Source organism: Kosakonia beeri (assembly GCF_054165705.1).
Window position 1 is genome coordinate 1,071,368 of sequence record NZ_CM135106.1, and the last position, 25,450, is coordinate 1,096,817.

The window sequence follows — 25,450 nt, forward strand, 5'->3', positions numbered from 1 at the left end:
TTTCTTCAAACGATTGCGTTATATATCCGCGGCTTGCTCTCCGGCACGGATAAAGTCGATAAATGCCTGCAATGGCGCGGGGATCAGCCGCCTGGAATTATAGTAAAGATAGGGGCCGTTAAACGACAACCACCAGGGTTGCAGAATAGGTTCCAGTTCCCCACTGGCAAGCGCAGGGTGCAGCCACTCCTCAAAAAGATAGATGATACCGCTGCCGGCAATCGCCACTTGTACCGCCAGGTCTACCGCGCTACCAACGCTAACGACCAGTGAACCATTCACCTGCACCCGTAACGTTTCGCCGTCACGCTCGAATTCCCATTCACCCATGACGCCGCTGGCATAGCGCCCGCGAATGCAGTTGTGTTCGATCAATGCCTTGGGGTGTTGCGGTCGGCCATAACGTTGCAGATAGCCCGGTGCAGCGGCGGCGGCAAAGCGCTGGCGGCGGGGTCCAATCGGTAGGGCCACCATATCCTGCTCCAGACATTCGTCGTAACGGATCCCGGCATCGCAGCTGTCGCGAAAGACATCCTGGACATTGCTTTCGGCGATGATCTCAAGGCGAATATCCGGGTAGCGGGCGAGAAAGGAGGGAACAATCGCGGGCAAGACCAGGCGTGCTGCGCTGACCGGTACATTCAGGCGCAGGGTGCCGCTGGGCGTAGTGCGAAAGCGGTTGATAGCATCCAGCGCGGCGTCGACTTCGCTCATGGCCGGTTGCAGGCGTTCCATCAGCGCCTGGCCGGCTTCCGTCAAGGCCACCGTGCGGGTGGTGCGATTAAACAGCCGCACGCCAAGTTGCTGTTCGGCGCGCCGCACCGCATCGCTCAGGCGGGAAGGGTTAGAGCCTGTGACGCGGGCCGCTTCACGGAAACCGCCCGCATTAGCGACGGCCACAATGGCGTTTAACAGGGCGAAATCCAGCTTCATTGTTCGGTAATCCGTACACTGTGTATGAATTTCGCTGGATTGTTGCACAGCGGCGATGCTCCTACAATCTGTTTACATCTCACACAGGAGGTTTGCCATGTCTCATTCCACACTTACTTATCGTCTTGGCGATCGTCAGGTTGGTCGCCTGGGTTACGGTGCCATGCAACTGGCGGGACCTGGCGTGTTTGGTCCGCCCGCCAATGAAGCCAACGCGTTGCAGGTGCTGCGGGATGTGATTGCCGCCGGGGTAAATCATATTGATACCAGCGATTTTTATGGCCCGCATGTGACCAATAAACTGATTAAACAGGCATTACATCCCTATCCGGACGCGTTATGTATTGTGACCAAAGTGGGCGCCAGACGCGATGATAAAGCCAACTGGCTTCCGGCATTCAGCGCAGAAGAGCTGACCCGTGCGGTCGAGGATAACCTGCGTCATCTTGGCCTTGATGTGATGGAGGTGGTGAACCTGCGGGCAATGTTTGGCGTTCATGGCCCGGCGGAGGGATCGCTGGAAGCGCCGTTAGAGGCGCTGATCACCTTGAAAGAGCGCGGTTTGATCCGCCATATTGGCCTGAGTAACGTCACGGCGAAGCAAGTGGCAGATGCGCAGAAAATGACACCTGTTGCCTGCGTGCAGAACCTGTATAACGTGGCGAACCGCGCGGATGATGCGCTGATTGATTCGCTGAATGCGCAGGGCATTGCCTATGTGCCGTTCTTCCCGCTGGGCGGTTTTACGCCGTTGCAGTCCGGCGAGCTGAACGAAGTGGCTCAAACTCTTGGCGCTACGCCAATGCAGGTCGCGCTGGCGTGGCTGTTGCAACGTTCTCCCAATATTCTGTTAATCCCGGGTACGTCGTCGCCACAGCATTTACAGGAAAACCTGGCGAGTGCGCAACTCACTCTGCCGCCAGAGGCGCTGGTGAAACTGAACGGGATTGGCGCGTAGCCGGGGAAGGGGGAAGGGGGGTGCCCTGAGACTTCTGTTGCGCTCAACGGTAAATCTTGAGTCAGGGCACGCCGGTTAACGCACTTTTTTATAGCTTGCCACCGACTCGCGGCAAACCAGTTCGCCCTGATGGGTGTAGTGCGTTTTCGCCTCCGGTTGCAATAAGATCGACACCGCGTTGCGGATCATCTCATCCATCGGGACATGAATCGTGGTTAACGCCGGGTTGTAGTATTTGCCGATCACCGAATCGTCAAAACCGGCAAGAGAAACATCCTGCGGTAGCCGTAAGCCCGCCTCCTGGCAGGCTTTCGCCACACCGATTGCCATATCATCATTTGCCGCCAGTATGCAGCTGAAGGGCACCTTCCGCGCCAACAGCTCGCGCGCGGCCTGGTAGCCACTATCTGTGCTCCAGGTGCCGCGTACCAGCAATTGCGGATCGGCATCAATACCGGCGTTGCGTAGTGCATGGCAATAGCCAGCGTAACGGCTATCCCCGGTGGGCGAACCTTCAGTACCGCCTACAAAAGCAATGCGCGTATGCCCCTGTGCCAGCAAGTGTGCCATCATCATTTCACTGTTTTGCTGGTTATCGACAAATACACACTGGCTGCGGTGGCGCGGGAGTTCGCGGTTGATCACCACGATTGGCGTCTGGCTGGCGGCGATGATCTCATCAAGTTCCGCCACGGTTAGGTACTTCGGGTAGATCATAATGCCTTCGCAGCGCAGCGACAGTAGCAGGTTGATGGCGTCGCGCTCTTCTTGCGCGCTGTGTTTGCCATCGGCCAGCACCAGCTGGCGGCCATGGCTTTCACTGAGGGTGGCGGCATGGTAAGTCATGCTGGCGAAGAACGGGCCGTTATACAGCCCGTTAGTGATCACCAACCCTATCGAGTTGGTTTTATTGTTGGCAAGATTGCGCGCCAGCTGGTTTGGCCGGTAGCCCGTTTCAGCAATCGCCTGAAAAATGCGGGCTTTAACTTCCTCACGAACAAAAACCTTACCATTTAGCGCGCGCGATACTGTCGCTTTTGAGACGCCAGCCAGTCTGGCGACATCCAGTATCGTTACCATAATCAACCTCACTGTTGTTATCAGGCCAGCGACATGAGCGGTTCCCCCACCGTGACGGCCCCTGCGGATTGATGGCGGGTCAGCGTGAATGCGTCGCTGTTCACCACCAGCACCGGCGTGGTCAAATCGTAACCTGCCTGTTCAATACGCTCTTTATCAAATGCCAGCAGCGGTGTACCCGCAGCCACTCTGTCACCCTCTTTGACCAGCGGCGTAAAATACTGCCCCTGAAGATTGACGGTGTTAAGTCCGACATGAATCAGTAATTCTGCGCCATTATCACATATCAAACCGATGGCGTGATGAGAGTCGATCAATGTTGCGACCTGTGCATCACATGGCGCAACCACATTCCCTTCATGCGGGATGATGGCGATACCGTCGCCCAACATTTTACCGGCAAAGGCTTCGTCTGCCACGCTGTCCAGCGCGATCACTTCGCCTTTAATCGGGCTGAGCATTTGCAATGCGCCGACCTTAACTACGGGGGCGCTTTCGTCCGGGGTTGCCTCTTCTGCCGGGTCGTCAAAGCCCACAAATTGTACCATCACCACGGTCAGGACAATCGCCGTTCCGGCACCTGCCAGCTCACCGATAAATGACATTGGGGCATCCGGGCTGATGGCGTTCACCAGCGTAAACAGCCCTGGCAATGCAGCGTAGGCGTAATAGAGACTGCCAAACAGGCTGGCAACCACTGCACCAATCGCACCGCCGATACAGCCACAGATAAAGGGCTTTTTAAAGCGCAAGGTCACGCCGTAAATCGCCGGTTCGGTAATACCGAAAATGGCCGTGACGCCCGCAGACAGTGAAGTCGCTTTCAGTTGCTTATTACGGCTCTTAATAAACACGCCAAATACAGCGGCCATCTGGCCGATCACCGCAATGGTCTGGTAAGCCTGGAAAGAGTCATACCCCTGGGTGTCGAAGTTCGCCATGATCACCGGGGTTATCCCCCAGTGCACACCAAAAATAACGATGACCTGCCATACGCCGCCGATAATTGCCGCAGCCAGTGCCGGAGCCGCCTGGAATAATGTGTTATAGCCGTGCGCCACGCCCATCGCCGCCCAACTGGTGATCGGCCCGATCACAATCAGCGTCAGCGGCACAATCACCACAAAACAGATCAAAGGGGTGAACAGGGGACTGATGACCTCCGGTAACCACTTTTCCACACGACGCTCAAACCATGACAACGCCCACACGAGGAACAAAGGCGGCAACACCGATGAGGTATAGACCGTTTCTGCCAGCGGGAAGAAGAGGAATTTAACTTCACTGCCGGTGGCGATTTTCCCGGCCAGGGCCGTCCACTCCGGGTTGATCAACGCGCAGCAGCAGAGTACGGCAATAAAAGGGTTACATTTAAAATGGCGCGCGGCGGTCATGGCGATGAACACGGGCAGGAAGGCAAACGGTGTCCATGACATAAAGTTAAGGATCGCAAAAGTGCCGGACTGTTTGATCTCCGCGTCGGCCATGCCCAGCAAAATCAGCAAACCTTGCAAAATCCCCGCAGCGGCAAGGATGTAGACGATAGGCGCGAACACTGCCGACATGGTAGCGATCACCGCATCCAGCCAACGGGTTTTGGGTTGCTGGTCGCGATTGTCCTTCTCTTTCACCATACCGCTCAGGGCGTTAAAGACGTCGGCAACGTGGGTGCCAATCACCACCTGAAACTGACCGCCGCTTTCGACGACGGCGATGACGCCGGGCAAGCTTTGTATACGGGCTTTCGCGGTCGCGGGGGTGTTGTTCAGTACCAGACGCAGACGGGTGGCGCAGCGGGAGAAGTTGCTGATGTTCTCTTCTCCACCCACTTCCCGCAATATGTCGCTGGCTAACTTATTGTAATCTCTGATTATCGTCATGTTTGCTGACCTTTTATTATCGGCAACTGAGTAGGTGTAACTGGGCGAAACCGGTTTCATGCTAACCTGGTCGCTCTTCCATGCAACCGGTTTCATGGAATTCTGAGAGCCAAATCACTCCCCGGAATGTCAGCCATATTTCGTTGCATAACGAAGCATGCCGATGCGAACTGCATAAACTGGCGGCACTGACCCAGAGGGAGTAACGCTATGATCGCAGTACTGTTTGAAGCGGATATCGCCGCCGGGGCGCAGGAACGTTATCTGCACCTGGCTGCTGAACTCAAACCACACTTGACGCAACTCGACGGTTTTATCGCCATTGAGCGTTTTCAAAGCCTGGCCCATGACGGCAAAATTTTGTCGCTGTCGTGGTGGCGTGATGAAGCGGCGGTGCAGGCCTGGCAGAAGGACGCCCGGCACCAGGCGGCACAGGTGGAAGGGCAACACGCAATCTTTTCCTTTTACCGTATCCGCGTGGCGCAGGTGTTGCGCGATTATTCATCGGAAAGCAGGAAAGCAAGCCATGTATGATATTCACGTTATGCTTAACACCACGCCCGGCGGGCTGGCGGCGCTCGGTTCGACACTGGGCAGCCATGGTATCGGGCTGGAAGGGGGCGGCGTCTTCACGGTCGGCAGTGAAAGCCATGCTCATTTTCTGGTGGTGGAAGGAGAGCGCGCCAGGCAGGTGCTACAAGCGGCTGGCTTTACCGTGCTGGCCATCACGCAGCCCATCATTCGCAAGCTCCGTCAGGAAAAACCCGGCGAGTTAGGCGAGATTGCCCGCACGATAGCGCAACACGGCATTAATATTGTTGTGCAATACAGCGATCACGATAATCGACTGATCTTGCTGACGGATAATGACACCCTGACCCGCGAGGTCACCCAACGTTGGGATATACCGCCACAATGAGCTTACCCGGTTTGCACCGTCCGCCAGAGAGCGGACCTGAATTGGAAGAGGCGCTGGCTGGCATTGCCAGCGCGATGTCTGACCCTTCACGGGCGCGAATGCTCTGCGCGCTGATGGACGGACGGGCGTGGACCGCAACGGAGTTGAGTGCGGTAGCCGAGATTGCTGCCTCAACCGCAAGCGCGCATCTCAACCGGTTGCTGAATCATGGTCTGCTGGTCTGCGTATCGCAAGGACGGCACCGTTACTACCGCCTGGCGGGAAGCGATGTCGCCGGGCTACTGGAAAATATGATGGGCGTGTCGATGCGCCAGGCGCGCGCGCTGGTCACCCGTACCCCGGTTGAGCTGCGCCGGGCCCGCACTTGCTACGATCACCTTGCGGGGGAAATTGCCGTGAGGATTTTCGAATTTATGCAGGCAGAAGGCTGGATAACGCAGGACGGCAGCGCCGTAACAGAACGGGGTAAGAGTAAGCTGGCTGCGCTGGGCGTGACGCTGGATCCGCGTACCCGGCGTAAAGCCTGCTGTGCGTGCCTGGACTGGAGCGAGCGCCGTTTTCATCTTGGCGGCGATGCCGGTGCATCGTTGCTGGTTGCGTTTGAACAGAAAGGCTGGTTACGCAGAGTGCCGGGTTACCGTGAAGTCACCGTCACCGGAGAGGGCAAAAGCGCGCTTTTTCGCGTGTTTGGCGTGGAGGCGTAAGCGGGTTTCAATAAAACATCTATCCGTGATGCCAGAGCCTTCAGGCTTTGAGGAAACGATAATGTCGGACATTATAACGACGTAACGGTTGCAAATGGCTATGTTGATAACCTGAAAGAGAGAGTTAACGCTGCCGATGCGGGGTGCTATCAGCGCGTCATTCGCTTGTCTGAACGCGTAGCGCGAAAACGGGGATTATTTTACGGCGCTCTTTTTTGGTCATGACCCGCGGTTTGAGGCAGATAAGCAAAAGTTCATCGCCAACGATCCCTCATCAGGTCATGAGGTGGCGAGTTTGCCCAGGCCAGGCGCAGCGTACTGCTGTCTTTCTGTCCCTGATGTTTGCCTGGTCTGAGAAAGGGCAGACCAGGCAAAATGACCACTTAATCCAGATCTGCGCCGTTGCTGGCAATCACTTTTTTATACCACCAGAACGATTTCTTGCGGCTGCGCGCCAGCGTACCGTGACCGGTATCGTCGCGATCGACATACACAAAGCCATAGCGTTTGCTCATCTCGCCAGTTGAGGCCGCCACCAGATCGATGCATCCCCAGGTGGTGTAGCCTATCACCGGGATCCCGTCTTCAATGGCATCGCCCATGGCGCGGATGTGCTCGCGCAAATAGCTGATGCGGTAATCATCCTCAATCTCGCCGTTGTCAGTGATCTCATCTTTGGCACCGAGGCCGTTTTCCACCAGGAACAGCGGTTTCTGATAGCGGTCGTACATCATATTCATGGTGATACGCAGCCCCAGAGGATCGATCCCCCAGCCCCATTCGCTGACTTCAATATGCGGATTACGCAATGATTTTACGATGTTCGCCGCACTGGTGTTATTGGCGTTCATCTCTGCCGATGCGCAGCGGGAGGCGTAGTAGCTGAAGGAGACGAAATCGACGGTATGTTTCAGGATCTCGTCGTCGCCATCCTCTTTGATAATGCTCACCCCTTTTTCACGGAATACGCGGGCGGAATAGGCCGGGTAGGCGCCGCGCGCCTGAACATCGATAAAGAACAAGTTTTCACGATCTTTTTCCAGCGCGGTCCATACATCGGCCGGTTTACAGGAGTACGGATAAAAGTTACCGCCTGCCAGCATACAGCCCACCTGGCTTTGCGGATTCACTTCGTGGGCGATTTTGGTCGCCAACGCGCTGGCAATCAGCTCATGGTGCGCCGCCTGGTATTTCACCTGATCCTGATTTTCTCCCTCTTCAAACACCAGCCCGGCACCCGAAAAGGGGCTATGCAGCATGATGTTGATTTCATTGAAGGTCAGCCAGTACTTCACCAGCCCGTCGAATGCCTCAAAACAGGTCCGCGCATAGCGGGTAAAAAACTCCACCATTTTGCGGTTGCGCCAGGAGCCATACTCAATGACCAGATGCATCGGCACATCGAAATGGCACAGCGTCACCAGCGGTTCAATATTGTATTTTTTGCACTCTTCGAACACCGCGCGATAGAAGGCAATGCCTTCCGGGTTCGGCGTTAACTCGTCGCCTTTCGGGTAGAGACGGCTCCAGGCAATGGACGTGCGAAACACGGTAAAGCCCATTTCCGCCATCAGCGCGATATCTTCTTTATAACGGTGATAAAAATCGATCGCCTGGTGGCTCGGGTAATATTCGTCATCACGCAATGCGAAGCGTTTTTCCTGCCCCAATTTGACCGGCAAACGGTTCACGCCGTGTGGGATCATATCGACGGTGGTCAGCCCCTTACCGCCCTCCAGATATCCCCCTTCCGACTGGTTGGCGGCAAGTGCGCCGCCCCATAAAAATCCTTGCGGAAATACTGACATGCGTTACCTCGTTGTGTTAATCAGGCTCGTGCTTCTTTCACATTAACCGGCGTTGCAGGCTGCGGTTTGCTCTCGGTTTCGACCGGAATATCTTCAAACCCGAGCAGCAGCGTCAGCACAAAAGATAGCACCACTGCCAGCGCCATCACGCCAAACACCCAGACAATGGTCATTGGGTTCGCCGGGTCAAAAAACTGCACGCTGGTAAACAGGCCCGGAGCGGCCATTGAGTGGCTGGCCAGACCGGCAATACCGGCGACTGCGCCGCAAATAAAACCGCTGATCAGGCTGGCGATCAATGGGCGTTTCAGACGCACCGCGACCCCGTAGAGCGCGGGTTCAGAGATCCCGGCCAGAATAGCGGAAGCGGCTGCCGCCATCGCCGTCTGGCGCAGTTCCGGGTTTTTCGTTTTCCATGCCACCGCCAGCGACGAGCCGCCCAGTGACAGGTTGGCACCAATTTCAGACGGCATCACCATGCCTTCTTTACCGGTTTCGGCAATGGTCTGAATAATGGTCGGGGTAAAGACGCGGTGCATACCGGTCATGACCAGCAGCGGCCAGAGCGCGCCCATAATGGCGACCGACAACCAGCCAAGATAACCGTGAATGGTATAAACCAGCGCAGAGATGGCGCTACCGATCCAAATGCCGAGCGGCCCAATGAGCACAATCGCCAGCGGTGCGGCAATCAGCACAATCAGCATCGGTTTCAGGAAGTTTTTTGTCACCGCAGGCGTAATACGATCCACCCAGCGTTCGATATACGACAGGCACCAGGTCATTACCAGCGCCGGGATCACCGTATAGGTGTATTTCACCGCCGTGACGGGAATGAGCGCGAACTCGACATGCTCGCCCTGGGCGGCTTTCGCCATCAGGTCAATAAAGCTCGGGTGCACCAGCACGCCGGCAATGGCGATTGCCAGCGACATATTGGTTTTAAATTTAACCGCCGCAGAAGCAGCGACCATCAGCGGCAGGAAGAAGAACGCACCGTCGCCGATCACCGTCAGAATGGTCAGCGTTGAGGAGCCTTTTGGCAGCACACCGGACATCTCCAGTACCATTGCCAGCAGTTTCACCATTGAGCCGCCGATAATCGCCGGGATCAGTGGTGACATGGTGCCGATCAGCGCATCCAGGATCCCCGCACCGATACGTCTGAGCGTCAGTTTCTGCGTGGTCTGCACGTCTACCGGCTGCATATCCTGTGGCAACAGGCTGACCACTTCGCGGAACGCCTGCGAAACGGTATTGCCAATGATCACCTGGCACTGATTGTCGTTACGCACCACGCCCATCACGCCGCTAATACTTTTCAGCGTTGGACTGTCGACGCGGGTTGCATCCTTCACCACAAAGCGCAGGCGCGTCATGCAGTGCGTTACGGCGGCGATGTTATCCGCCCCGCCAAGCGCGTCCACGACAGAGTGGGCCAGCGCCGCATAATTTTTTGCCATTGGATTATTATCCTGTTTTATCAATGAGGTACATTTTCACGGCCAGATCATTCAGCCATGAAACAGAAATAGGTAACCGGTTCCACAAAATCATGATGAGTTTATTTGAGTCTAACAAGATCTAAATTTGACCAATTTTTAAAATCGTGATGCTTGTCACTCTGTTGCGTTAAGCAGCGCGGCACAGTGGCGGCTGTTAACTGTTCCAATAATCCCGGAGGCTGCAGTACACTGCGGCTCAGGATATTGGCGAGGGGAAAAGATGGCGACAATGCAGGAAGTGGCAAAGCGGGCAGGGGTGTCGAAGGCGACGGTGTCCCGCGTGCTCACAGGCAAAGGCTATGTCGGCGAGGAGACAAAAGCGCGCGTGTTTCAGGCCATTGCCGAAAGTGGCTACCGCCCGAATTTGCTGGCCCGCAGCCTGGCGACCAACAAAACCCAAACGCTGGGGCTGGTGGTCACTAACACCCTTTACCACGGCGTTTACTTTAGTGAACTGCTTTCCCACGCCGCGCGGATGACCGAAGACAAAGGACGCCAGTTATTGTTGGCAGACGGTAAGCACAGCGCCGATGAAGAGCGTCAGGCCATTCAATATTTGCTCGATTTACGTTGTGACGCGATCATTATTTATCCGCGTTTTCTGAGTGTCGACGAGCTGGATGAGATAATTCAAAACCATTCGCAGCCAATTATGGTGCTTAATCGTCGTTTACGTAAAAACAGTAGTCACTGTGTTTATTCAGATCAAAAAGCGTCAAGCCAGAATGCTGTCGCGAAAATTATTACTCAAGGGCACCGGGATATTGCTTTTATTACCGGCTCGCTGGATTCCCCAACCGGGATTGAGCGTTTATCCGGTTATAAAGATGCGCTAACGCAGCACGGTATTACCCTTCGTAATGAGTTGATCGTTCAAGGGAAGTGGACGCCGGCCAGCGGCGCGTCTGCCGTGGCGGAATTATTGTCGCGCAACGTCACGTTTAGCGCACTGGTAGCCAGTAACGATGATATGGCGATCGGGGCAATTAAACAGTTACATGATAATAAAATAGCCGTGCCGCAGCAGGTTTCGGTAATTGGTTTTGATGATATTGCAATTGCACCTTTTACGGTTCCGGCTTTATCGAGTGTCAAAATTCCGGTCACGGAAATGATCAAAGAAACCATTAACCGCTTAATCTTTATGCTCGACGGCGGAGACTTTAAATACCAGCAAAGCTTTCCTGGCGAATTAATGTTACGCGACTCACTAATGGCCGGCCCCCACGCCTGATCTCGTCATCTGTCATCGACACTTCTGTCGATGACAGTTTTTTACTGTCTCCTTTTTGCAAAAATAGCTTTAAATTTCAATGTATTAATATTTGGCACGTTTTATGAATACTCCGGCGGGTTAAGGCATATTGCTGGAGGAATGATGAACCGATTTATGATGGCAGACGCTGCGAAGTGCATTGGCTGCCGAACCTGCGAGGTCGCCTGTGTGGTGTCTCACCAGGAAAACCAGGACTGCGCGGCGCTCACCCCCGAGACGTTTCTACCGCGTATTCATGTCATTAAAGGCGTAAACGTGTCGACGGCGACCATTTGCCGTCAATGTGAAGATGCCCCCTGTGCCAACGTCTGCCCGAATAACGCCATTCGCCGCGATGAAGGTTTTGTGCATGTCATGCAGGAGCGCTGCATTGGCTGCAAAACCTGCGTGGTGGCATGCCCCTACGGTGCGATGGAGGTGGTTGTCCGCCCGGTTATTCGCCAGAGCGGCGTGGGACTGACCGTACGTGCGGAAAAAGCCGAAGCCAATAAATGCGATTTATGCAGCGACCGGGCTGAAGGTCCCGCCTGTATGCAGGCGTGCCCGACCAAGGCGCTGGTGTGTGTCGATCGCAACTTACTGGAGCAGATGAGCGCAGAGAAACGCCGTCGTGCGGCGCTGGATAGCGCCATTTCACTGGTGTTTTAAACACCCATCTTTCACTTTTAACAGGTCTGTTACTGATGAAAAAAATTACGAGCGTTTGCCCTTATTGCGGCGCGGGCTGCAAACTTAAACTGGTGGTGGATGAGGGGAAAATCATTCGTGCGGAAGCAGCGAATGGCCACACCAACCAGAACGAACTCTGCCTGAAAGGCTATTACGGCTGGGATTTCCTTAACGATACCAAATTGCTGACGCCACGCCTGACGCAGCCGATGATCCGCTACGAAAAAGGCGGCAAACTTACTCCGGTGACCTGGGATGAAGCCATCCGTTATACCGCGAAGCGCCTGAGCGAAATTAAAGCGAAATATGGCCCGCGTTCGATTATGACTACCGGGTCGTCACGCGGCACGGGGAATGAAACCAACTATGTGATGCAGAAATTCGCCCGCGGCGTACTTCACACGAACAATGTCGACTGCTGCGCGCGGGTGTGCCACGGGCCTTCCGTCGCCGGGTTGCAAGAAACACTCGGCAATGGCGCAATGAGCAACTCCATTGAAGACATTGAAAACTCCAGTTGCCTGCTGGTGTTCGGGTATAACTGCGCCGATTCACACCCTATCGTGGCGCGCCGGGTGATTAAAGCGCGGCAGAAAGGCGCGAAAATCATCGTCTGCGATCCGCGTCGCATTGAAACTGCGCGCATTGCCGACCAACATTTGCAACTGAATAACGGCTGCAATATGGCGATGGTCAATGCGTTTGGCTATGTGCTGCTGGAAGAAGAACTCTACGACAAAGATTATGTCGCCAACTTCACTACCGGGCTGGAAGCCTACCGGGAAACGGTAAAAGATTATGCCCCGGAAGCGATCGAGCATCTGACCGGTGTTCCGGCAAAACAGATCCGCCAGGCAATGCGCACCTACGCAGCGGCACCCTCTGCCACCATTATGTGGGGCATGGGCGTGACCCAGTTTGGTCAGGCCGTTGATGTGGTAAAAGGGCTTTCCAGCCTGGCCTTGCTCACCGGTAACCTGGGGCGCGAGCATGTGGGCGTGGGACCTGTGCGCGGGCAGAACAATGTGCAGGGCGCATGCGACATGGGGGTGATCCCAAATCAATTCCCTGGCTATCAGGATGTGGTGAATGCCGAAGTGCGGGCGAAATTCGCCAAAGCCTGGGGCATTGATCCTTCCGTGATGGACGATAAAGTCGGCGTGCGTATTACTGAAGTGCCGCATCTGGCGCTGGAAGGCAAGGTCAAAGCCTATTACATCATGGGTGAAGATCCGTTGCAGACCGAAGCAGACCTGGGGCTGGTGCGTAAAGGTTTTGAAGCGCTGGAACTGGTGGTGGTGCAGGACATCTTTATGACCAAAACCGCGGAACAGGCCGATGTGCTGCTGCCCGCCACCTCATGGGGCGAACATGGCGGCGTCTTTACCTGTGCCGACCGGGGATTCCAGCGTTTTGAAAAAGCCATTGAGCCGAAATACAACGTCAAACGCGACTGGGAAATCATCAGCCTGATTGCCACCGAAATGGGCTACCCCATGCACTACGACAACAACCAGCAGATTTGGGATGAGCTGCGTGAGTTGTGCCCGCTTTTCTACGGAGTCACCTATGAAAAAATGGGCGACATGGGACATGTGCAATGGCCTTGCCCAACGCTGGACCATCCGGGTACGCCGTATCTGTATCAGAACAATAAGTTTGATACGCCCGACGGCAAAGGCCACTTGTTCGCCGCGCAATGGCGTGCACCGGCGGAACGCCCGGATGCTGATTTCCCGCTGGTGTTGTGTACCGTACGCGAAGTCGGTCATTACTCCTGCCGTTCCATGACTGGCAACTGCGCGGCGCTGCAAACCCTGGCCGATGAACCGGGCTTTGTGCAGATGAGCCCGGCAGACGCCGAAGCATTAGGCGTGAAAGACAGGCAACTGGTGTGGGTAGAGTCGCGTCGTGGTAAAGTGATTTCCCGCGCTGATGTGAGCGAGCGTATCAATCACGGCACGGTATATATGACGTACCAATGGTGGATTGGCGCTTGCAACGAACTGACGCAGGATAATCTGGATCCGATTTCGAAAACGCCGGAAACCAAATATTGCGCAGTGCGGGTGAGTGCGATCAACGATCAGCGCTGGGCGGAAGAGTACACTCAGACCACTTACCAACAGATGAAGACTCGCCTGCTGACGGCGGCGACGCAATGACAATATGACCAACAGCCACGGTGTCTGCTTACGCGTTTATGGAAAGGTTCAGGGGGTTGGTTTCCGCCCCTTTGTCTGGCAACTGGCGCAGCAGCTCGGGCTGAAGGGCGATGTCTGTAACGATGCGCAGGGTGTGGAGGTTCGTTTGCTCGGCGACGCGCGCGAATTCCTCACCCTGTTGCAGCAACAATGCCCGCCGCTGGCGCGTATTGACCGTGTGATAAGCACTCCGTTTCGCTGGCCATCCCAGCCGCATGATTTCGCCATCCGCCACAGCGCGGGCGGCGCAATGAATACCCAAATCGTCCCCGACGCGGCAACCTGTCCCGCCTGCCTGGCGGAGATGAACAATCCTGATGAGCGGCGCTACCGCTACCCGTTTATTAACTGCACCCATTGCGGGCCGCGCTTTACCATCATTCACGCTATGCCCTATGACCGCCCGTATACCGTGATGGCGGCCTTCCCGCTCTGCGCGGCCTGTGACGCCGAGTACCGCAACCCGCTTGACAGGCGTTTTCACGCACAGCCGGTTGCCTGCCCTGAATGTGGCCCAACGCTGGAGTGGCGCAGCCCGGCACAGCATTCCGCCGGAGAAGAGGCGTTGCAGGCGGCTATTCAGTTGCTGAAAAATGGCGGTATTGTGGCGGTCAAAGGCGTGGGCGGTTTTCATCTCGCTTGTGATGCCACCCAACAGAATGCGGTGCACCGGTTGCGTGAGCGTAAACGTCGCCCGGCAAAACCCCTGGCGGTAATGGTCAGCGGAACTGATGGTTTTACAGCGGATACCCGGCGGTTACTGGCTACGCCTGCGGCACCTATTGTGCTGGTGGATAAATCCTATGTCAGCGGATTATGTGCTGCCATTGCGCCAGGTCTCGATGAGGTGGGCGTTATGGTGCCGGCGAACCCGCTGCAGCATTTGCTGGCGCAGGCGTTGCAACGCCCGCTGGTGATGACCTCCGGCAACCTGAGCGGGAAACCGCCCGCGCTCACCAATGCACAGGCACTGGCCGATCTGGCGGACATTGCCGACGGTTTTCTGCTGCATAATCGCGATATCGTTCAGCGCATGGATGATTCGGTGCTGCGGGCGAATGGCGAAATGCTGCGGCGTTCCCGTGGCTATGTGCCCGACGCTATTCCCCTGCCGGAGGGGTTTCACGATATTCCGCCGATGCTGTGCCTCGGCGCCGATATGAAAAATACTTTTTGCCTGCTGCGCGGCAACAGCGCTGTTCCGGGGCCGCACTTTGGCGATCTGACGGATGATGGTGTAGAAGCACAGTGGCGCAACGCGCTGCATCTGATGCAGGCCATTTATGATTTTACGCCGCAACACTGTGTGGCGGACGCGCATCCCGCTTACCGTAGCCGTCAGTGGGCAGAAGGGGCCGTTTTACGCGTGCAGGACGTTTTGCATCACCATGCCCATGCCGCGGCGTGTCTTGGGGAGCATGGCTGGCCGCTGGAGGGGGGCGATGTGATTGCCATGACCTTCGACGGGATTGGCATGGGGGAGGGCGGTGCGCTGTGGGGCGGTGAATGTTTACGGGTAAATTACCGCGAATGCGAACATTTAGGGGGGTTACCCGCTGTGGCGCTGCCGGGGGGCGATCTGGCGGCGCAGCAGCCGTGGCGCAATTTGCTGGCGCATATGCTGGCCTTTGTTCCTGACTGGCAGCATTACCCGGAGTGTGCAGTGCTTGAGCGGCAGAACTGGCCATTACTGGCGCGGGCTGTCGAGCGGGGCATCAATGCGCCGCTGGCTTCCTCATGTGGTCGGCTGTTCGATGCCGTGGCCTGTGCGCTGGAGTGCGCGCCGCTGCAGTTGAGCTACGAAGGTGAGGCGGCCTGTCAGTTAGAAGCGCTGGCGGCGGGGTGCAGCGGGGTAAACCATCCGGTGACGCTGCCGGTGCGCGGCAACCGTCTCGATCTGACTGTGTTCTGGCGGCAGTGGCTGAACTGGAAAGCCAGCCCGGCGGAACGGGCATGGGCGTTTCATGATGCGCTGGCGCAAGGAATGGCAACGCTGGCGCGCCAGCAGGCAACGTCGCGCGCGATTTCGACGCTGGTGTTCAGCGGCGGAGTCATGCATAACCGCCTGCTGAAAGCCCGCCTGCGGGCGTATCTGTCGGAATTCCGGTTGTTATTCCCGCATCGTTTACCCGCCGGCGACGGCGGAATTGCCTTTGGTCAGGGGTTGGTGGCGGCAGCTCGCCTTAAGCAGACAGCGTCTTCAGAAGCGCAAAAGCGTCTTTCATCCGATCTTCGCTGACGACAAACGCGCGCAGTGTATCCTCTGCATCCATTCCTTTGGCCACCATGCCATCGGCGTCGGTGGCGATGTGCCAGCGCAGATCGTTGCGCGCCGTCTCACCGGCCAGATGCAGCGGCATCAACGGCGTTTTCACTTTCACCAGCATGGCAGGGAGCGTGAGTGGCCTGCTGTTGCCGGTCAGATTCTTCGCCAGCGTCATGGCGCTTAACTGGATAGGTTGCAGGTAGGGCAGTACGCGGCCATTGATCTCTGCACAGTCGCCAAGCGCAAAGATCTGCGGCTGGCTGGTTTGCAGCGTGCTATCGACCACAATGCCGCGCCCGACGTTAATACCAGCAGACTGCGCCAGACCAACCTGCGGCGTCAGACCGGTTGCGGCAACCACCACATCCACTTCGGTTTCACGATCATCATCCAGCGCGGCACGGATGCCGTTGTCGGTTTGTTCGAGCGACAGCAGGCGGGATTTCAGCAGCAGTCGCACACCCATCGCCGTCAGGCAGTGCTGTAAACGGCCGCTCACTTCAGGCGGCATCAGTGAGGGCAGAATGCTGGCGGCGTTATCCAGTACGGTGACGGTTTTGCCCGCGCGGCAAAAATCCATCGCCAGTTCGCAGCCAATCAGTCCTGCGCCGACAATCAGTACCCGGCGGGCATCGCGCAGCTGCGCTTCGCATTGGCGGTACTCTTGCTGGCTGTTGAGCGTCAGCATGAGCTCACTGCCTGGTAGCGGCGGAATAAATGCCGCTGCTCCGGTTGCCAGCACCAGTTTGTCGTACGGCCAGTGCTGGTCGGCACTTTTCACGATCTGGTTCTCTGTATCAATGGCGGTAACGCGGGTATGCGGAAACAGTTGCACAGCATATTGCTCGGCAAACTCACCCGCCGACTGGCGGGTGAGGTCGTCTGCTCGCTGTGCAAGACTGATGACATGGCTGAGATCCGGTTTGTTGTACTCGTCCATGCTGTCGGCGGCGATAAGCGTCAGCGGCAGGGTGACATCCAGTTTGCGGATGTTTTTAACCAGCGTGCGGGCGGCAAAGCCGGAGCCAATAATCACAATGCCTGCGTTCATTTTGCCTCCGTCGCCAGTTCGTCGAACACCTCTTTACCTAATGAGCATTCCGGGCACAGGAAGTTATCCGGCACATCGCTCCACGGCGTGCCTGGGGCGACGTCCTGCATCGGCTCGCCTTTGGCGGGATCGTAGATCCACTGGCAGACGCTGCACTGCATTTGCGGGCCGAGAGAGGCTGCAGCGGCAGCTGCACACGCGCAGGCTTGTTGCGCTGGCGTACTGACGGGAGTCGCCGGTTCTGGCAGTGGTGACAGCGCCCACTGGCGGGCAATCTCGCGACCGTGCTGGCGGCACACTTCCAGTGCATCAATATCGGGCCGCCATTTGGCTTTCAGACTGACAGACATCTCAAAGCCTGCATCCTGTAAGCGGGTTGAGAGTCTGTCTACGGCACCGCCGCTCCAGCCATGCGAGCCGAAAGCACTGGCGCGTTTGTTGCGAAAACGCAGGCCGGTTATCTCTTCGACCAGGCCGGCGATTTTCGGCATCATCACATTATTCATTGTCGAGGTGCCGACCAGGACACCTTTAGAACGGAACACATTGGTCAGAATGTCGTTTTTGTCGCTGCGGGCAACGTTGAAAATTTTCACCGCCACTCGCGGGTCTACTTCGTTGATCCCCTGGGCAATGGCATCTGCCATCATGCGGGTATTATTGGACATGGTGTCGTAGAAAATCGTGATGCGATCTTCCTGATAATCCGCCGCCCATTTCAAATACAACTCAATAATTTGCGTGGGGTTGTCGCGCCATACCACGCCGTGTGAGGTCGCAATCATATCAACCGGCAGGTTAAAACCGAGGATTTCAGTAATTTTTGGCGTTACCAGGCGGCTGAACGGCGTCAGAATATTGGCATAGTAGCGCTGGCACTGTTCAAACAGTTCAGCCTGATCCACTTCATCATTAAATAGCCGTTCATCGCAGTAGTGCTGGCCAAAAGCATCGTTACTGAACAGCACAGCGTCACCAGTCAGGTAGGTCATCATGCTGTCTGGCCAGTGCAGCATCGGGGTTTCAACGAAAATCAGCTGTTTGCCGTTGCCAATATCCAGCGTGTCGCCGGTTTTGACGACGTGAAAATTCCACTCCGGATGGTGATGGTGGCCATTAATGGAGTCGATGGCATTGTTGGTACAGTAAATGGGCGTGTCAGGGATATGCGACATCAGTTCGGTGAGCGCGCCTGCATGATCTTCTTCAGCGTGGTTAATCACGATGTAATCGATCATCTCCAGGTCGATTTCACTCCGCAGGTTCTGCACAAACTCGCGGCTGAATTTATGATCAACAGTATCGATCAGGACGGTTTTGCCTTCGCGAATTAAATAACTGTTATAGCTGCTCCCTTTCAGGGTCTTATATTCGGTACCGTGGAAGTCACGCACTTCCCAGTCGCGTTGCCCAACCCAGTGAATGTTATTTTTTACATGAATGGTCATTTCAGTTGTCCTGTGTCGTTTTCTTAAATTCGATGCAGGACATATATCAAGTAACGTGCCAACTTTTATTTGTATGATTTTAAATGGTTTTATTTTTACAGTGAAAATTTCACAGTCAGAATGACTATGATGTATGCAGTCAATATGACACTATGCATTGTCAAATTGACAGTGAGGCTGGAATGAGTTTTTCCTTGAATGTGCTGGCGGGCATCGCCATTGAATTGCAGAGCGGTATTGGGCATGCGGATCGTTTCCAGCGGTTGATCACCACGTTGCGTCAGGTGCTGGAGTGCGACGCCTCAGCGCTGCTGCGCTATGAGGCACGGCAGTTTATTCCTCTGGCCATTGATGGGCTGGCGCAGGACGTACTGGGGCGGCGTTTTACCCTGGAAGGCCACCCGCGGCTGGAAGCCATTGCCCGTGCCGGAGATGTGGTGCGTTTCCCGGCGGACAGTGGCTTGCCCGACCCCTACGATGGGTTAATTCCCGGGCAGGAGAGCCTGAAAGTGCATGCCTGCGTTGGTTTGCCACTGTTTGCCGGGCAGAACCTGATTGGCGCCCTGACGCTGGATGGGATGGCACCTGACCAGTTCGACACCTTTAGTGATGAAGAGCTGCGGCTGATTGCGGCGCTGGCGGCAGGAGCGCTCAATAATGCGCTGCTGATTGAGCAACTGGAAAGCCAGAATATGCTGCCCGGCGCGCCAGCGGCGTTTGAGCAGGTGGCGCACAGCGAGATGATTGGTCTTTCCGCCGGGATGACGCAGTTGAAAAAAGAGATCGATATTGTCGCGGCGTCCGATCTTAATGTGTTGATCAGTGGCGAAACCGGCACCGGCAAAGAGCTGGTCGCGAAAGCAATCCACGAAGGATCGCCGCGTGCCGCGAACCCGCTGGTTTATCTCAATTGTGCTGCATTGCCGGAAAGCGTAGCGGAAAGCGAATTGTTTGGTCATGTCAAAGGGGCCTTTACCGGTGCGATTAGCCACCGTAGCGGCAAATTTGAAATGGCTGACAATGGCACGCTGTTCCTGGATGAAATCGGCGAGCTTTCACTGTCGTTACAGGCAAAACTGCTGCGTGTGCTGCAATATGGCGACATTCAGCGAGTGGGGGACGATCGTAGCTTACGTGTGGATGTGCGTGTGCTGGCGGCCACTAACCGGGATCTCCGCGAAGAGGTGCTGGCCGGGCGGTTCCGCGCAGATCTGTTCCACCGGCTGAGTGTTTTTCCGCTGTCGGTGCCGCCGCTGCGCGAGCGGGGCGACGATGTGGTGCTGCTGGCCGGGTATTTCTGCGAGCAGTGCCGCCTGCGCCTTGGGCTTGGCCGCGTGGTGCTCAGCCCCGGCGCGCGTCACCACTTGCTCAGTTACCGCTGGACAGGCAATGTGCGCGAACTGGAACATGCTATCCACCGGGCAGTGGTGCTGGCGCGCGGCACGCGTAATCAGGGTGAAGTGGTGCTCGAAGCACGCCATTTTTCCCTGACTGATGAACCCGCGCAGCCGGAACCGGCACTGGCGGAACTGCCTGTCGGGCTGAACCTGCGCGAGGCAACAGAGGATTTTCAACGGACGATGGTTTCCCGCACGTTGCAGGAGAGCGGCGGCAACTGGGCCGCCAGCGCCCGCAGGCTGGAAATGGACGTTGCCAACCTGCACCGGCTGGCGAAACGCCTGGGCCTTAAGGGTTAGAGAATGCCCGCCTGATAGAAGTCCTGCAGGTTGATGGCGCCGACCAGAAGTCCGGCGTCATCAATGACGGGGGCGGCAGCAATCTTACGCTGCATTAGCCGTTCTTTGGCGTCTACGGCGCGGCTGTGGGCATTTAGCGTGATACCGCCGTGGGTCATCGCTTCGCTGACGTCGGTGCTGAGCGCACCGCCCGCTACCAGCCAGCGACGCAGGTCGCCATCGGTAAAGACGCCCTGTACGCGGCGCTGGCTGTCGCATACTGCCACCATACCCAGCCCGGTGCGGCTGAGTTCCAGCATCGCGTCCATTACGCTGGTGGTCAGCTGTACCTGTGGCAGTTGCTCATCTTTGCGCATCAGGTGGTGCACTTTATTCAGCAAGCGTGCGCCCAGCGCGCCTGCCGGATGGGAGCGGGCAAAGTCTTCTTCATCAAAGCCGCGCGCCTGCATCACCGCCATAGCCAGCGCATCGCCCATCATCAGCGTGGTGACGGTGCTGGAGGTCGGGGCCAGATGCATCGGGCAGGCTTCACGTTCCACGGAAATATCCAGCACCGCATGGGCGGCTAACGCCAGCGGCGAACGCGGTTTACCGGTCATCGCCAGCAGTGCGACGGATTTCTCTTCCAGCCGGGGCAGGATGAGTTCCAGCTCTCTGGCGGAACCGGAGTAAGAGATAAACAGCATAATGTCCCGGCTCTCGACCATGCCTAAATCGCCATGCAGCGCTTCCGCAGGATGAACGAAGAAGGCCGGGGTGCCGGTACTGGCTAGGGTGGCGGCGATTTTCTTGCCGATATGCCCGGATTTGCCAATACCCGAGACAATGACTTTGCCACGGCAGTTCAGTACGGTTTCGGCGGCGCGAACGAAATCGTCGCCCAGTCTTTCGGGCAGGCGGCTGGCTTCCTGAAGCTCCAGCAGCAGGGTTTGCCGCCCGGTATTGATGAAGGATTCACTCATGATGCTCTCCGGCAATGATCACCTCGACCCCTTTCTCCTCCAGCGCGGCACGAACGTCCGGCGGGATCCCGGCATCGGTGATCAGTTTATTCACGCTTTCCAGGCTGCAAACAACGTTAGGGCTTTTACGGCCGAACTTTGAGGAGTCTGCCATCAGGATCACCTCGCGGGCGGCGTTACACATGGCTTTGCTGACGGTAAACACTTCGTTGAAGGTGGTCACGCCGGCATTCAGGTCGATGCCGTCTGTCCCCATAAACAGTTTGTCGAAACTGAAATGCTCAAAGGCGTTCTCTGCCAGTTGCCCATGAAAAGAGGCCGATTTTTTGCGGAATGTCCCGCCCGGCATCAGGATGGTTTGCTCGTTATCCAGCTCTGACAACGCGTTGACGATATGCAGGCTGTTGGTCATCACCGTGATGTTATTGAAGTGACTGAGCAGCGGCACCATCTGCAGTACGGTGCTGCCTGCATCAAGAATAATGGAGTCGCCATCGTGAATATAGGCAACCGCCGCTTCGGCGATCTGCCCTTTTTGCACGGTGTTGATCAGCGTTTTGTGATCGATGGGCGGATCGGCTTCGTCTTTATTAAGCACCACACCGCCATAAGTGCGGATCACCGCACCAGAGTGCTCCAGCGCGACAAGATCCTTACGAATGGTCGTCCCTGTGGTGTCGAAGTATGCTGCCAGCTGTTCAACAGAACACTTTCCCTGCTTTTGCAGATGCTCAAGAATAGCCGCCTGACGCTGACGTGGTTTCATAGGCGCTGATATCCTGCGTTACGTTGCGAAATGATAATTTCGCAAGCTAATAGCGTTCACAACGAAATTATCAATGTTTCATTTTAAGCGCTAATGATAGAGCATTCCGACAGCCAGGATCATGGGGAAAGATCACATCAGGGTTTAATTCCTCTCTTTTTAAGCCGATTAAGTGATTGATTTTTGCCGGACGGGCAAAAACAGTGATGCCGCGCATCAGCAGCGTGTCGCTGACGCAGTCCTGCTTATCAAAAGCCAGCGCCAGCACCGTGCGGGGTTTAAAGCGCCCACCTGAGCGCCCGACCCCTACGCGCCCGCGCAGGCAAAGCGCATCGAACGCATGGTTAAACTGACGGATTTGCCAGCCGCCCAGCGCAAACTGGCTGAGCCAGGCGATAGCAGCAACGGTGATCAGTGCGGGAACCATAACTTTCTCCTTCTCCTTTTCAGGACGTATAACCCGGCCTGCACGCAGTGGCAGGCCAGATATAAAAAGCGCCACCAGCATTTGCCCGTGATGTCGCCGGAGGGGGATGCGTCAGAACATCACCTGGCCGCCGGTCACATTGATGGACTGGCCAGTGCAGTAAGACGCTTTACTGCTGGCGTAGAACATCAATACGTTCAGCACATCCTGGTAGTCGCAGCCACGTTTCAACGGCACTTTGTCGATGTAGTACTGCTCTACTTCGTCTGCAGCAATGCCGAGTTTGCTGGCGTATTGCGGGATCAATGACTGGAACATAGGCGATTTCAACAAGTTGCCGAGCATCAGCGAGTGGACGGTAATGCCATACTCTGCCAGATCCAGCGCCAGCGACTGCGTCAACCCTACGCCGCCGAACTTGGCGGCGCTGTAACCGGAGTTGTGTTTGCTGCCCACTTTGCCCGACTTCGAATTGATTTGGATAATGCGCCCCTGGATACCGTCGCGGATCATCAGCCTGGCGAATTCCCTCGCGCACAGGAAATAGCCCACCAGATTGACCTGCAATGAGCGGTCGAAGTCCCCGAGGGCAAAGTCGCTAATAAACGCTGCCTTAGCGATGCCAGCGCTGTAGACCAGCAGATCGGCGCGGCCGAAGATTTCATCGACGCCGCGTGCCAGCGCCAGTACGCTCTGTTCGCTGGTGGCATCGGCGCCAAAGCCGTAGGCAGTACCTTCGCCAAACTCGCTGTTGATTCCCTGCGCGACATTCGCCGCTTTATCACTCTGAATATCCACTACCGCGACGCGGTACCCTTCTGCGGCAAGCCCACGGCTCAGGAACGCCCCAAGAGTTTGTCCTCCGCCAATGACTACGGCAACCTGTTTCATATGATTCTCCTTACCTCTTAAGCAACAAATTTCAAAATGCAACCTGGGGCGACGCCGGCCGGTGTCGGGCCGTCGACATGTACTGTGCCGGGGTATTCCGCCTGTGTTTGCCCGTCGAACCGCAGCGTAATGTGGCCCAGTTCGCGCAGATTAAGTTCGGCAACCTCGCCGACAGCGGTGACCGGATAGCGCTGTTCGCCCAGCAGTAACTCCGCGCCAGGGCGCAGCGCACCGGACAACTCGCCGTGGTTATGGATAAAGCAGAACTCCGCCACGTCGGCAGGTGCGCCTTCACGAAACGTAATCAGCATGTTGTCGCTGAGCGCATCCTGCGCGCAGCCGCCGATATGGGTAATGGTGGTCTGGTAAATGACACTCATCGCACACCTCTTATTGGTAAATGAAACCCGACACGAACCAGGCAATCAGCACGGTAGGCGCACCGGTTAAAAAGCGACTGACGAGCACCGAAGGGACGCCAACGCGTACCGTTTCCTGGCGGGCTTCAGCCAGCGACAGACCGACCGGAATAAAGTCGCAGGCGGCCTGGGCATTAATCGCAAACAGGGCGGGCAGAGCAAGGTGCGGCGGAATGTGCCCCTGGCCGATTTGCACGCCAATCAGTACGCCGATCACCTGAGCGATAACGGCGCCAGGGCCGAGAAAGGGCGACAGCAGCGGGAAGGAGCAAATCAGCGCCAGCGTGACCAGCCCGAGCGGATGACTGGCAAGCGGCGCAAGACCGTGGGCAATCCAGTCGCCCAGTCCAGAGGCCATAATGATGCCGATCAGCGCCGAGACGAAGGCCATAAAAGGCAGGATGGTTTTCAGTACGGTATCGATGGTGTCGCGTCCGGCCTGAAACAGCACTGCGACGGCTGATCCCATGCCCATGCCGACTTTTGCCAGCAGGCCGTCGCTCTGCTCGGTGATTTTTTTGCTGGTGTCGTAATCGCGCGGCTGCGGCTGTTTTGCCGTTGACGATTCCCCCTGCAGGAAGATGTTTTCCTCTTTTACGCCAGAGACATAGATATCTTCCACAATGTACTGCGCCAGCGGCCCGGACTTGCCGGTGGCGTGGATATTGATGGTTGGAATACGGCGTTTTGGGTAGATGCCGCAGCGCAGCGTTCCGCCGCAATCAATGACCGCGACGCCAATCTCCTCTTCCGGCGGTTCACCTTCTTTAAAGCCATCCACCGCTTGCCAGCCGGTCAGTTGCGCCAGCTTGTCGACGATAGCCGGGCGGGTACCTGCAGTGATATAGACGATTTTTTTACTGGTACTGGCCTCGAGTTGCAGCGGGCCGCCCCAGCCGCCAGTGCCTTTTTCAATAACGATATTGCTCATGATGTTGCTCCGGCGAGTCGGACGTTTTGTTCAAGCTGAATGCCCATTTTTTTCTCGAAAATGGCGGTCGTCAGGTCGGTCACCCAGCCACGGAAGAAGTTGGTGACCAGGCCGACCAGCAGATAGCTGATCGCCAGCGGACCAAGCGGCAGGCCGAGCGTGGTAAGACCGTTGGCAATGCCGAGGTAGACAAATAATTCGCCGGGATTGATATGGGGAAACAACCCATTCATAGAGTGGCAGCTATAAGAGGCTGCGGCGTAATAACTGGGTTTGTACTTTTCTGGCATAAAGCGCCCGAGGCTGAGGGTCATCGGGTTGCAAAAAACAAAGGTGCCGACACAAGGCAGCAGCAGATAACGGGCAACGGGATTACCTGCGCAGCGCTGGGCGAATCTTTCAATACGGTGCTGGCCAATAAAATTTATCAGCGCGTTCATGATCACCAACAGGCTTATCAGTAGCGGCAGAATACCGGTCACCATCCCGGTAAAAACTTCGCCGCCTTTCTGAAACAGCCCGATGAACCATTCGGCGCCATGTGTAATGGTCTCCATTGTTCTCTCCTGTAGGGTTATCGTTTTGTGGTTTAACTGTGCACTATGATAATCATGATGAAAGCTAAAAATGTGTTATTTAGATCTCGTTATGAAAGA

General features: G+C 56.3%; 23 protein-coding genes. 9 read left to right on the forward strand and 14 right to left on the reverse strand.

Annotation, left to right across the window (positions count from 1 at the left end; genetic code table 11):
* Nucleotides 1-18: 18 nt before the first annotated feature.
* Complete coding sequence (locus ACUY4S_RS05250) at nucleotides 19-933, reverse strand: LysR substrate-binding domain-containing protein (RefSeq protein ID WP_458022104.1); 915 nt, start codon at nucleotides 931-933, stop codon at nucleotides 19-21.
* 97 nt (nucleotides 934-1,030) lie between these two features.
* Here ACUY4S_RS05250 and ACUY4S_RS05255 point away from each other — a divergent pair, with 97 nt between their 5' ends.
* Nucleotides 1,031-1,891, forward strand: a complete 861-nt coding sequence (locus ACUY4S_RS05255; RefSeq protein ID WP_458022103.1) for an aldo/keto reductase family oxidoreductase — start codon at nucleotides 1,031-1,033, stop codon at nucleotides 1,889-1,891.
* A 75-nt stretch (nucleotides 1,892-1,966) separates the two neighbouring features.
* Here ACUY4S_RS05255 and ACUY4S_RS05260 read toward each other — a convergent pair whose 3' ends face one another.
* Together ACUY4S_RS05260 and ACUY4S_RS05265 are read right to left on the reverse strand one after the other, a co-directional pair.
* Complete coding sequence (locus ACUY4S_RS05260) at nucleotides 1,967-2,971, reverse strand: LacI family DNA-binding transcriptional regulator (protein WP_458022102.1); 1,005 nt, start codon at nucleotides 2,969-2,971, stop codon at nucleotides 1,967-1,969.
* 20 nt (nucleotides 2,972-2,991) lie between these two features.
* Nucleotides 2,992-4,851 carry a beta-glucoside-specific PTS transporter subunit IIABC gene (locus tag ACUY4S_RS05265; protein WP_458022101.1) on the reverse strand — a complete coding sequence of 620 codons (1,860 nt, stop codon included), beginning with the start codon at nucleotides 4,849-4,851 and terminating at the stop codon, nucleotides 2,992-2,994.
* A gap of 210 nt (nucleotides 4,852-5,061) precedes the next feature.
* Between ACUY4S_RS05265 and ACUY4S_RS05270 the strand changes: the two genes are divergently transcribed.
* From ACUY4S_RS05270 to ACUY4S_RS05280, 3 genes are read left to right on the forward strand one after another with little or no spacing between them, the layout of a single operon-like run.
* On the forward strand, nucleotides 5,062-5,385 hold the full coding sequence (locus ACUY4S_RS05270) for an antibiotic biosynthesis monooxygenase family protein (RefSeq protein WP_458022100.1): 324 nt from the start codon (nucleotides 5,062-5,064) through the stop codon (nucleotides 5,383-5,385).
* The gene (locus ACUY4S_RS05275) at nucleotides 5,378-5,770 is read left to right on the forward strand and encodes an amino acid-binding protein (RefSeq protein WP_458022099.1); all 393 of its coding nucleotides are present in this window, start codon (nucleotides 5,378-5,380) and stop codon (nucleotides 5,768-5,770) included. The genes ACUY4S_RS05270 and ACUY4S_RS05275 overlap by 8 nt, the downstream gene beginning before the upstream one ends.
* Complete coding sequence (locus ACUY4S_RS05280; protein ID WP_458022098.1) at nucleotides 5,767-6,474, forward strand: ArsR/SmtB family transcription factor; 708 nt, start codon at nucleotides 5,767-5,769, stop codon at nucleotides 6,472-6,474. The genes ACUY4S_RS05275 and ACUY4S_RS05280 overlap by 4 nt, the downstream gene beginning before the upstream one ends.
* 383 nt (nucleotides 6,475-6,857) lie before the next feature.
* Here the strand turns inward: ACUY4S_RS05280 and ACUY4S_RS05285 are convergent, their stop codons facing one another.
* Both ACUY4S_RS05285 and ascF read right to left on the reverse strand, forming a co-directional pair.
* A complete protein-coding gene (locus ACUY4S_RS05285) occupies nucleotides 6,858-8,282 on the reverse strand; it encodes a 6-phospho-beta-glucosidase (RefSeq protein WP_458022097.1) in 1,425 nt (474 codons plus the stop codon).
* Between the two features lie 20 nt (nucleotides 8,283-8,302).
* A complete protein-coding gene (gene ascF, locus ACUY4S_RS05290) occupies nucleotides 8,303-9,745 on the reverse strand; it encodes a PTS cellobiose/arbutin/salicin transporter subunit IIBC (RefSeq protein ID WP_458022096.1) in 1,443 nt (480 codons plus the stop codon).
* 262 nt (nucleotides 9,746-10,007) lie between these two features.
* Between ascF and ACUY4S_RS05295 the strand changes: the two genes are divergently transcribed.
* The 4 genes from ACUY4S_RS05295 to hypF all read left to right on the forward strand — a co-directional run bounded on the left by ACUY4S_RS05295 (nucleotide 10,008) and on the right by hypF (nucleotide 16,175).
* Nucleotides 10,008-11,021: a LacI family DNA-binding transcriptional regulator gene (locus tag ACUY4S_RS05295; RefSeq protein WP_458022095.1), complete on the forward strand. Its 1,014-nt coding sequence runs from the start codon at nucleotides 10,008-10,010 to the stop codon at nucleotides 11,019-11,021.
* A gap of 144 nt (nucleotides 11,022-11,165) precedes the next feature.
* Nucleotides 11,166-11,711: an electron transport protein HydN gene (hydN, locus tag ACUY4S_RS05300; RefSeq protein WP_312691373.1), complete on the forward strand. Its 546-nt coding sequence runs from the start codon at nucleotides 11,166-11,168 to the stop codon at nucleotides 11,709-11,711.
* Nucleotides 11,712-11,746: 35 nt separating this feature from the next.
* A complete protein-coding gene (gene fdhF, locus ACUY4S_RS05305) occupies nucleotides 11,747-13,897 on the forward strand; it encodes a formate dehydrogenase subunit alpha (protein ID WP_312691348.1) in 2,151 nt (716 codons plus the stop codon).
* 4 nt (nucleotides 13,898-13,901) lie between these two features.
* Complete coding sequence (gene hypF, locus ACUY4S_RS05310) at nucleotides 13,902-16,175, forward strand: carbamoyltransferase HypF (protein ID WP_458022094.1); 2,274 nt, start codon at nucleotides 13,902-13,904, stop codon at nucleotides 16,173-16,175.
* On the opposite strand, the gene norW is transcribed toward hypF, so the two are convergent.
* Together norW and norV are read right to left on the reverse strand one after the other, a co-directional pair.
* Complete coding sequence (gene norW / locus ACUY4S_RS05315; protein WP_458022093.1) at nucleotides 16,120-17,253, reverse strand: NADH:flavorubredoxin reductase NorW; 1,134 nt, start codon at nucleotides 17,251-17,253, stop codon at nucleotides 16,120-16,122. The two genes, hypF and norW, sit on opposite strands and share 56 nt — an antisense overlap.
* On the reverse strand, nucleotides 17,250-18,701 hold the full coding sequence (gene norV / locus ACUY4S_RS05320) for an anaerobic nitric oxide reductase flavorubredoxin (RefSeq protein WP_458022092.1): 1,452 nt from the start codon (nucleotides 18,699-18,701) through the stop codon (nucleotides 17,250-17,252). Before norV ends, norW begins: the two co-directional genes overlap by 4 nt.
* A gap of 182 nt (nucleotides 18,702-18,883) precedes the next feature.
* Here norV and norR point away from each other — a divergent pair, with 182 nt between their 5' ends.
* Nucleotides 18,884-20,398, forward strand: coding sequence for a nitric oxide reductase transcriptional regulator NorR (gene norR, locus ACUY4S_RS05325; RefSeq protein WP_458022091.1), 1,515 nt, complete (start codon nucleotides 18,884-18,886; stop codon nucleotides 20,396-20,398).
* Here the strand turns inward: norR and gutQ are convergent.
* The 7 genes from gutQ to srlA all read right to left on the reverse strand — a co-directional run bounded on the left by gutQ (nucleotide 20,395) and on the right by srlA (nucleotide 25,351).
* Entirely contained in the window at nucleotides 20,395-21,360 is a 966-nt protein-coding gene (gene gutQ, locus ACUY4S_RS05330; protein ID WP_312691353.1) for an arabinose-5-phosphate isomerase GutQ, read from the reverse strand. The two genes, norR and gutQ, sit on opposite strands and share 4 nt — an antisense overlap.
* Nucleotides 21,353-22,126, reverse strand: coding sequence for a glucitol operon DNA-binding transcriptional repressor SrlR (gene srlR / locus ACUY4S_RS05335; protein ID WP_312691354.1), 774 nt, complete (start codon nucleotides 22,124-22,126; stop codon nucleotides 21,353-21,355). Before srlR ends, gutQ begins: the two co-directional genes overlap by 8 nt.
* 70 nt (nucleotides 22,127-22,196) lie before the next feature.
* Nucleotides 22,197-22,553: a transcriptional regulator GutM gene (gutM, locus tag ACUY4S_RS05340; protein WP_458022090.1), complete on the reverse strand. Its 357-nt coding sequence runs from the start codon at nucleotides 22,551-22,553 to the stop codon at nucleotides 22,197-22,199.
* A gap of 111 nt (nucleotides 22,554-22,664) precedes the next feature.
* Entirely contained in the window at nucleotides 22,665-23,444 is a 780-nt protein-coding gene (gene srlD, locus ACUY4S_RS05345) for a sorbitol-6-phosphate dehydrogenase (protein ID WP_312691356.1), read from the reverse strand.
* Between the two features lie 17 nt (nucleotides 23,445-23,461).
* Nucleotides 23,462-23,824, reverse strand: coding sequence for a PTS glucitol/sorbitol transporter subunit IIA (srlB, locus tag ACUY4S_RS05350; RefSeq protein WP_312691357.1), 363 nt, complete (start codon nucleotides 23,822-23,824; stop codon nucleotides 23,462-23,464).
* A 10-nt stretch (nucleotides 23,825-23,834) separates the two neighbouring features.
* Nucleotides 23,835-24,794 (reverse strand): PTS glucitol/sorbitol transporter subunit IIB, encoded by a 960-nt coding sequence (gene srlE, locus ACUY4S_RS05355; RefSeq protein ID WP_312691358.1) that lies wholly within the window; start codon nucleotides 24,792-24,794, stop codon nucleotides 23,835-23,837.
* Complete coding sequence (srlA, locus tag ACUY4S_RS05360) at nucleotides 24,791-25,351, reverse strand: PTS glucitol/sorbitol transporter subunit IIC (protein ID WP_312691359.1); 561 nt, start codon at nucleotides 25,349-25,351, stop codon at nucleotides 24,791-24,793. The genes srlE and srlA overlap by 4 nt, the downstream gene beginning before the upstream one ends.
* Nucleotides 25,352-25,450: the final 99 nt, after the last annotated feature.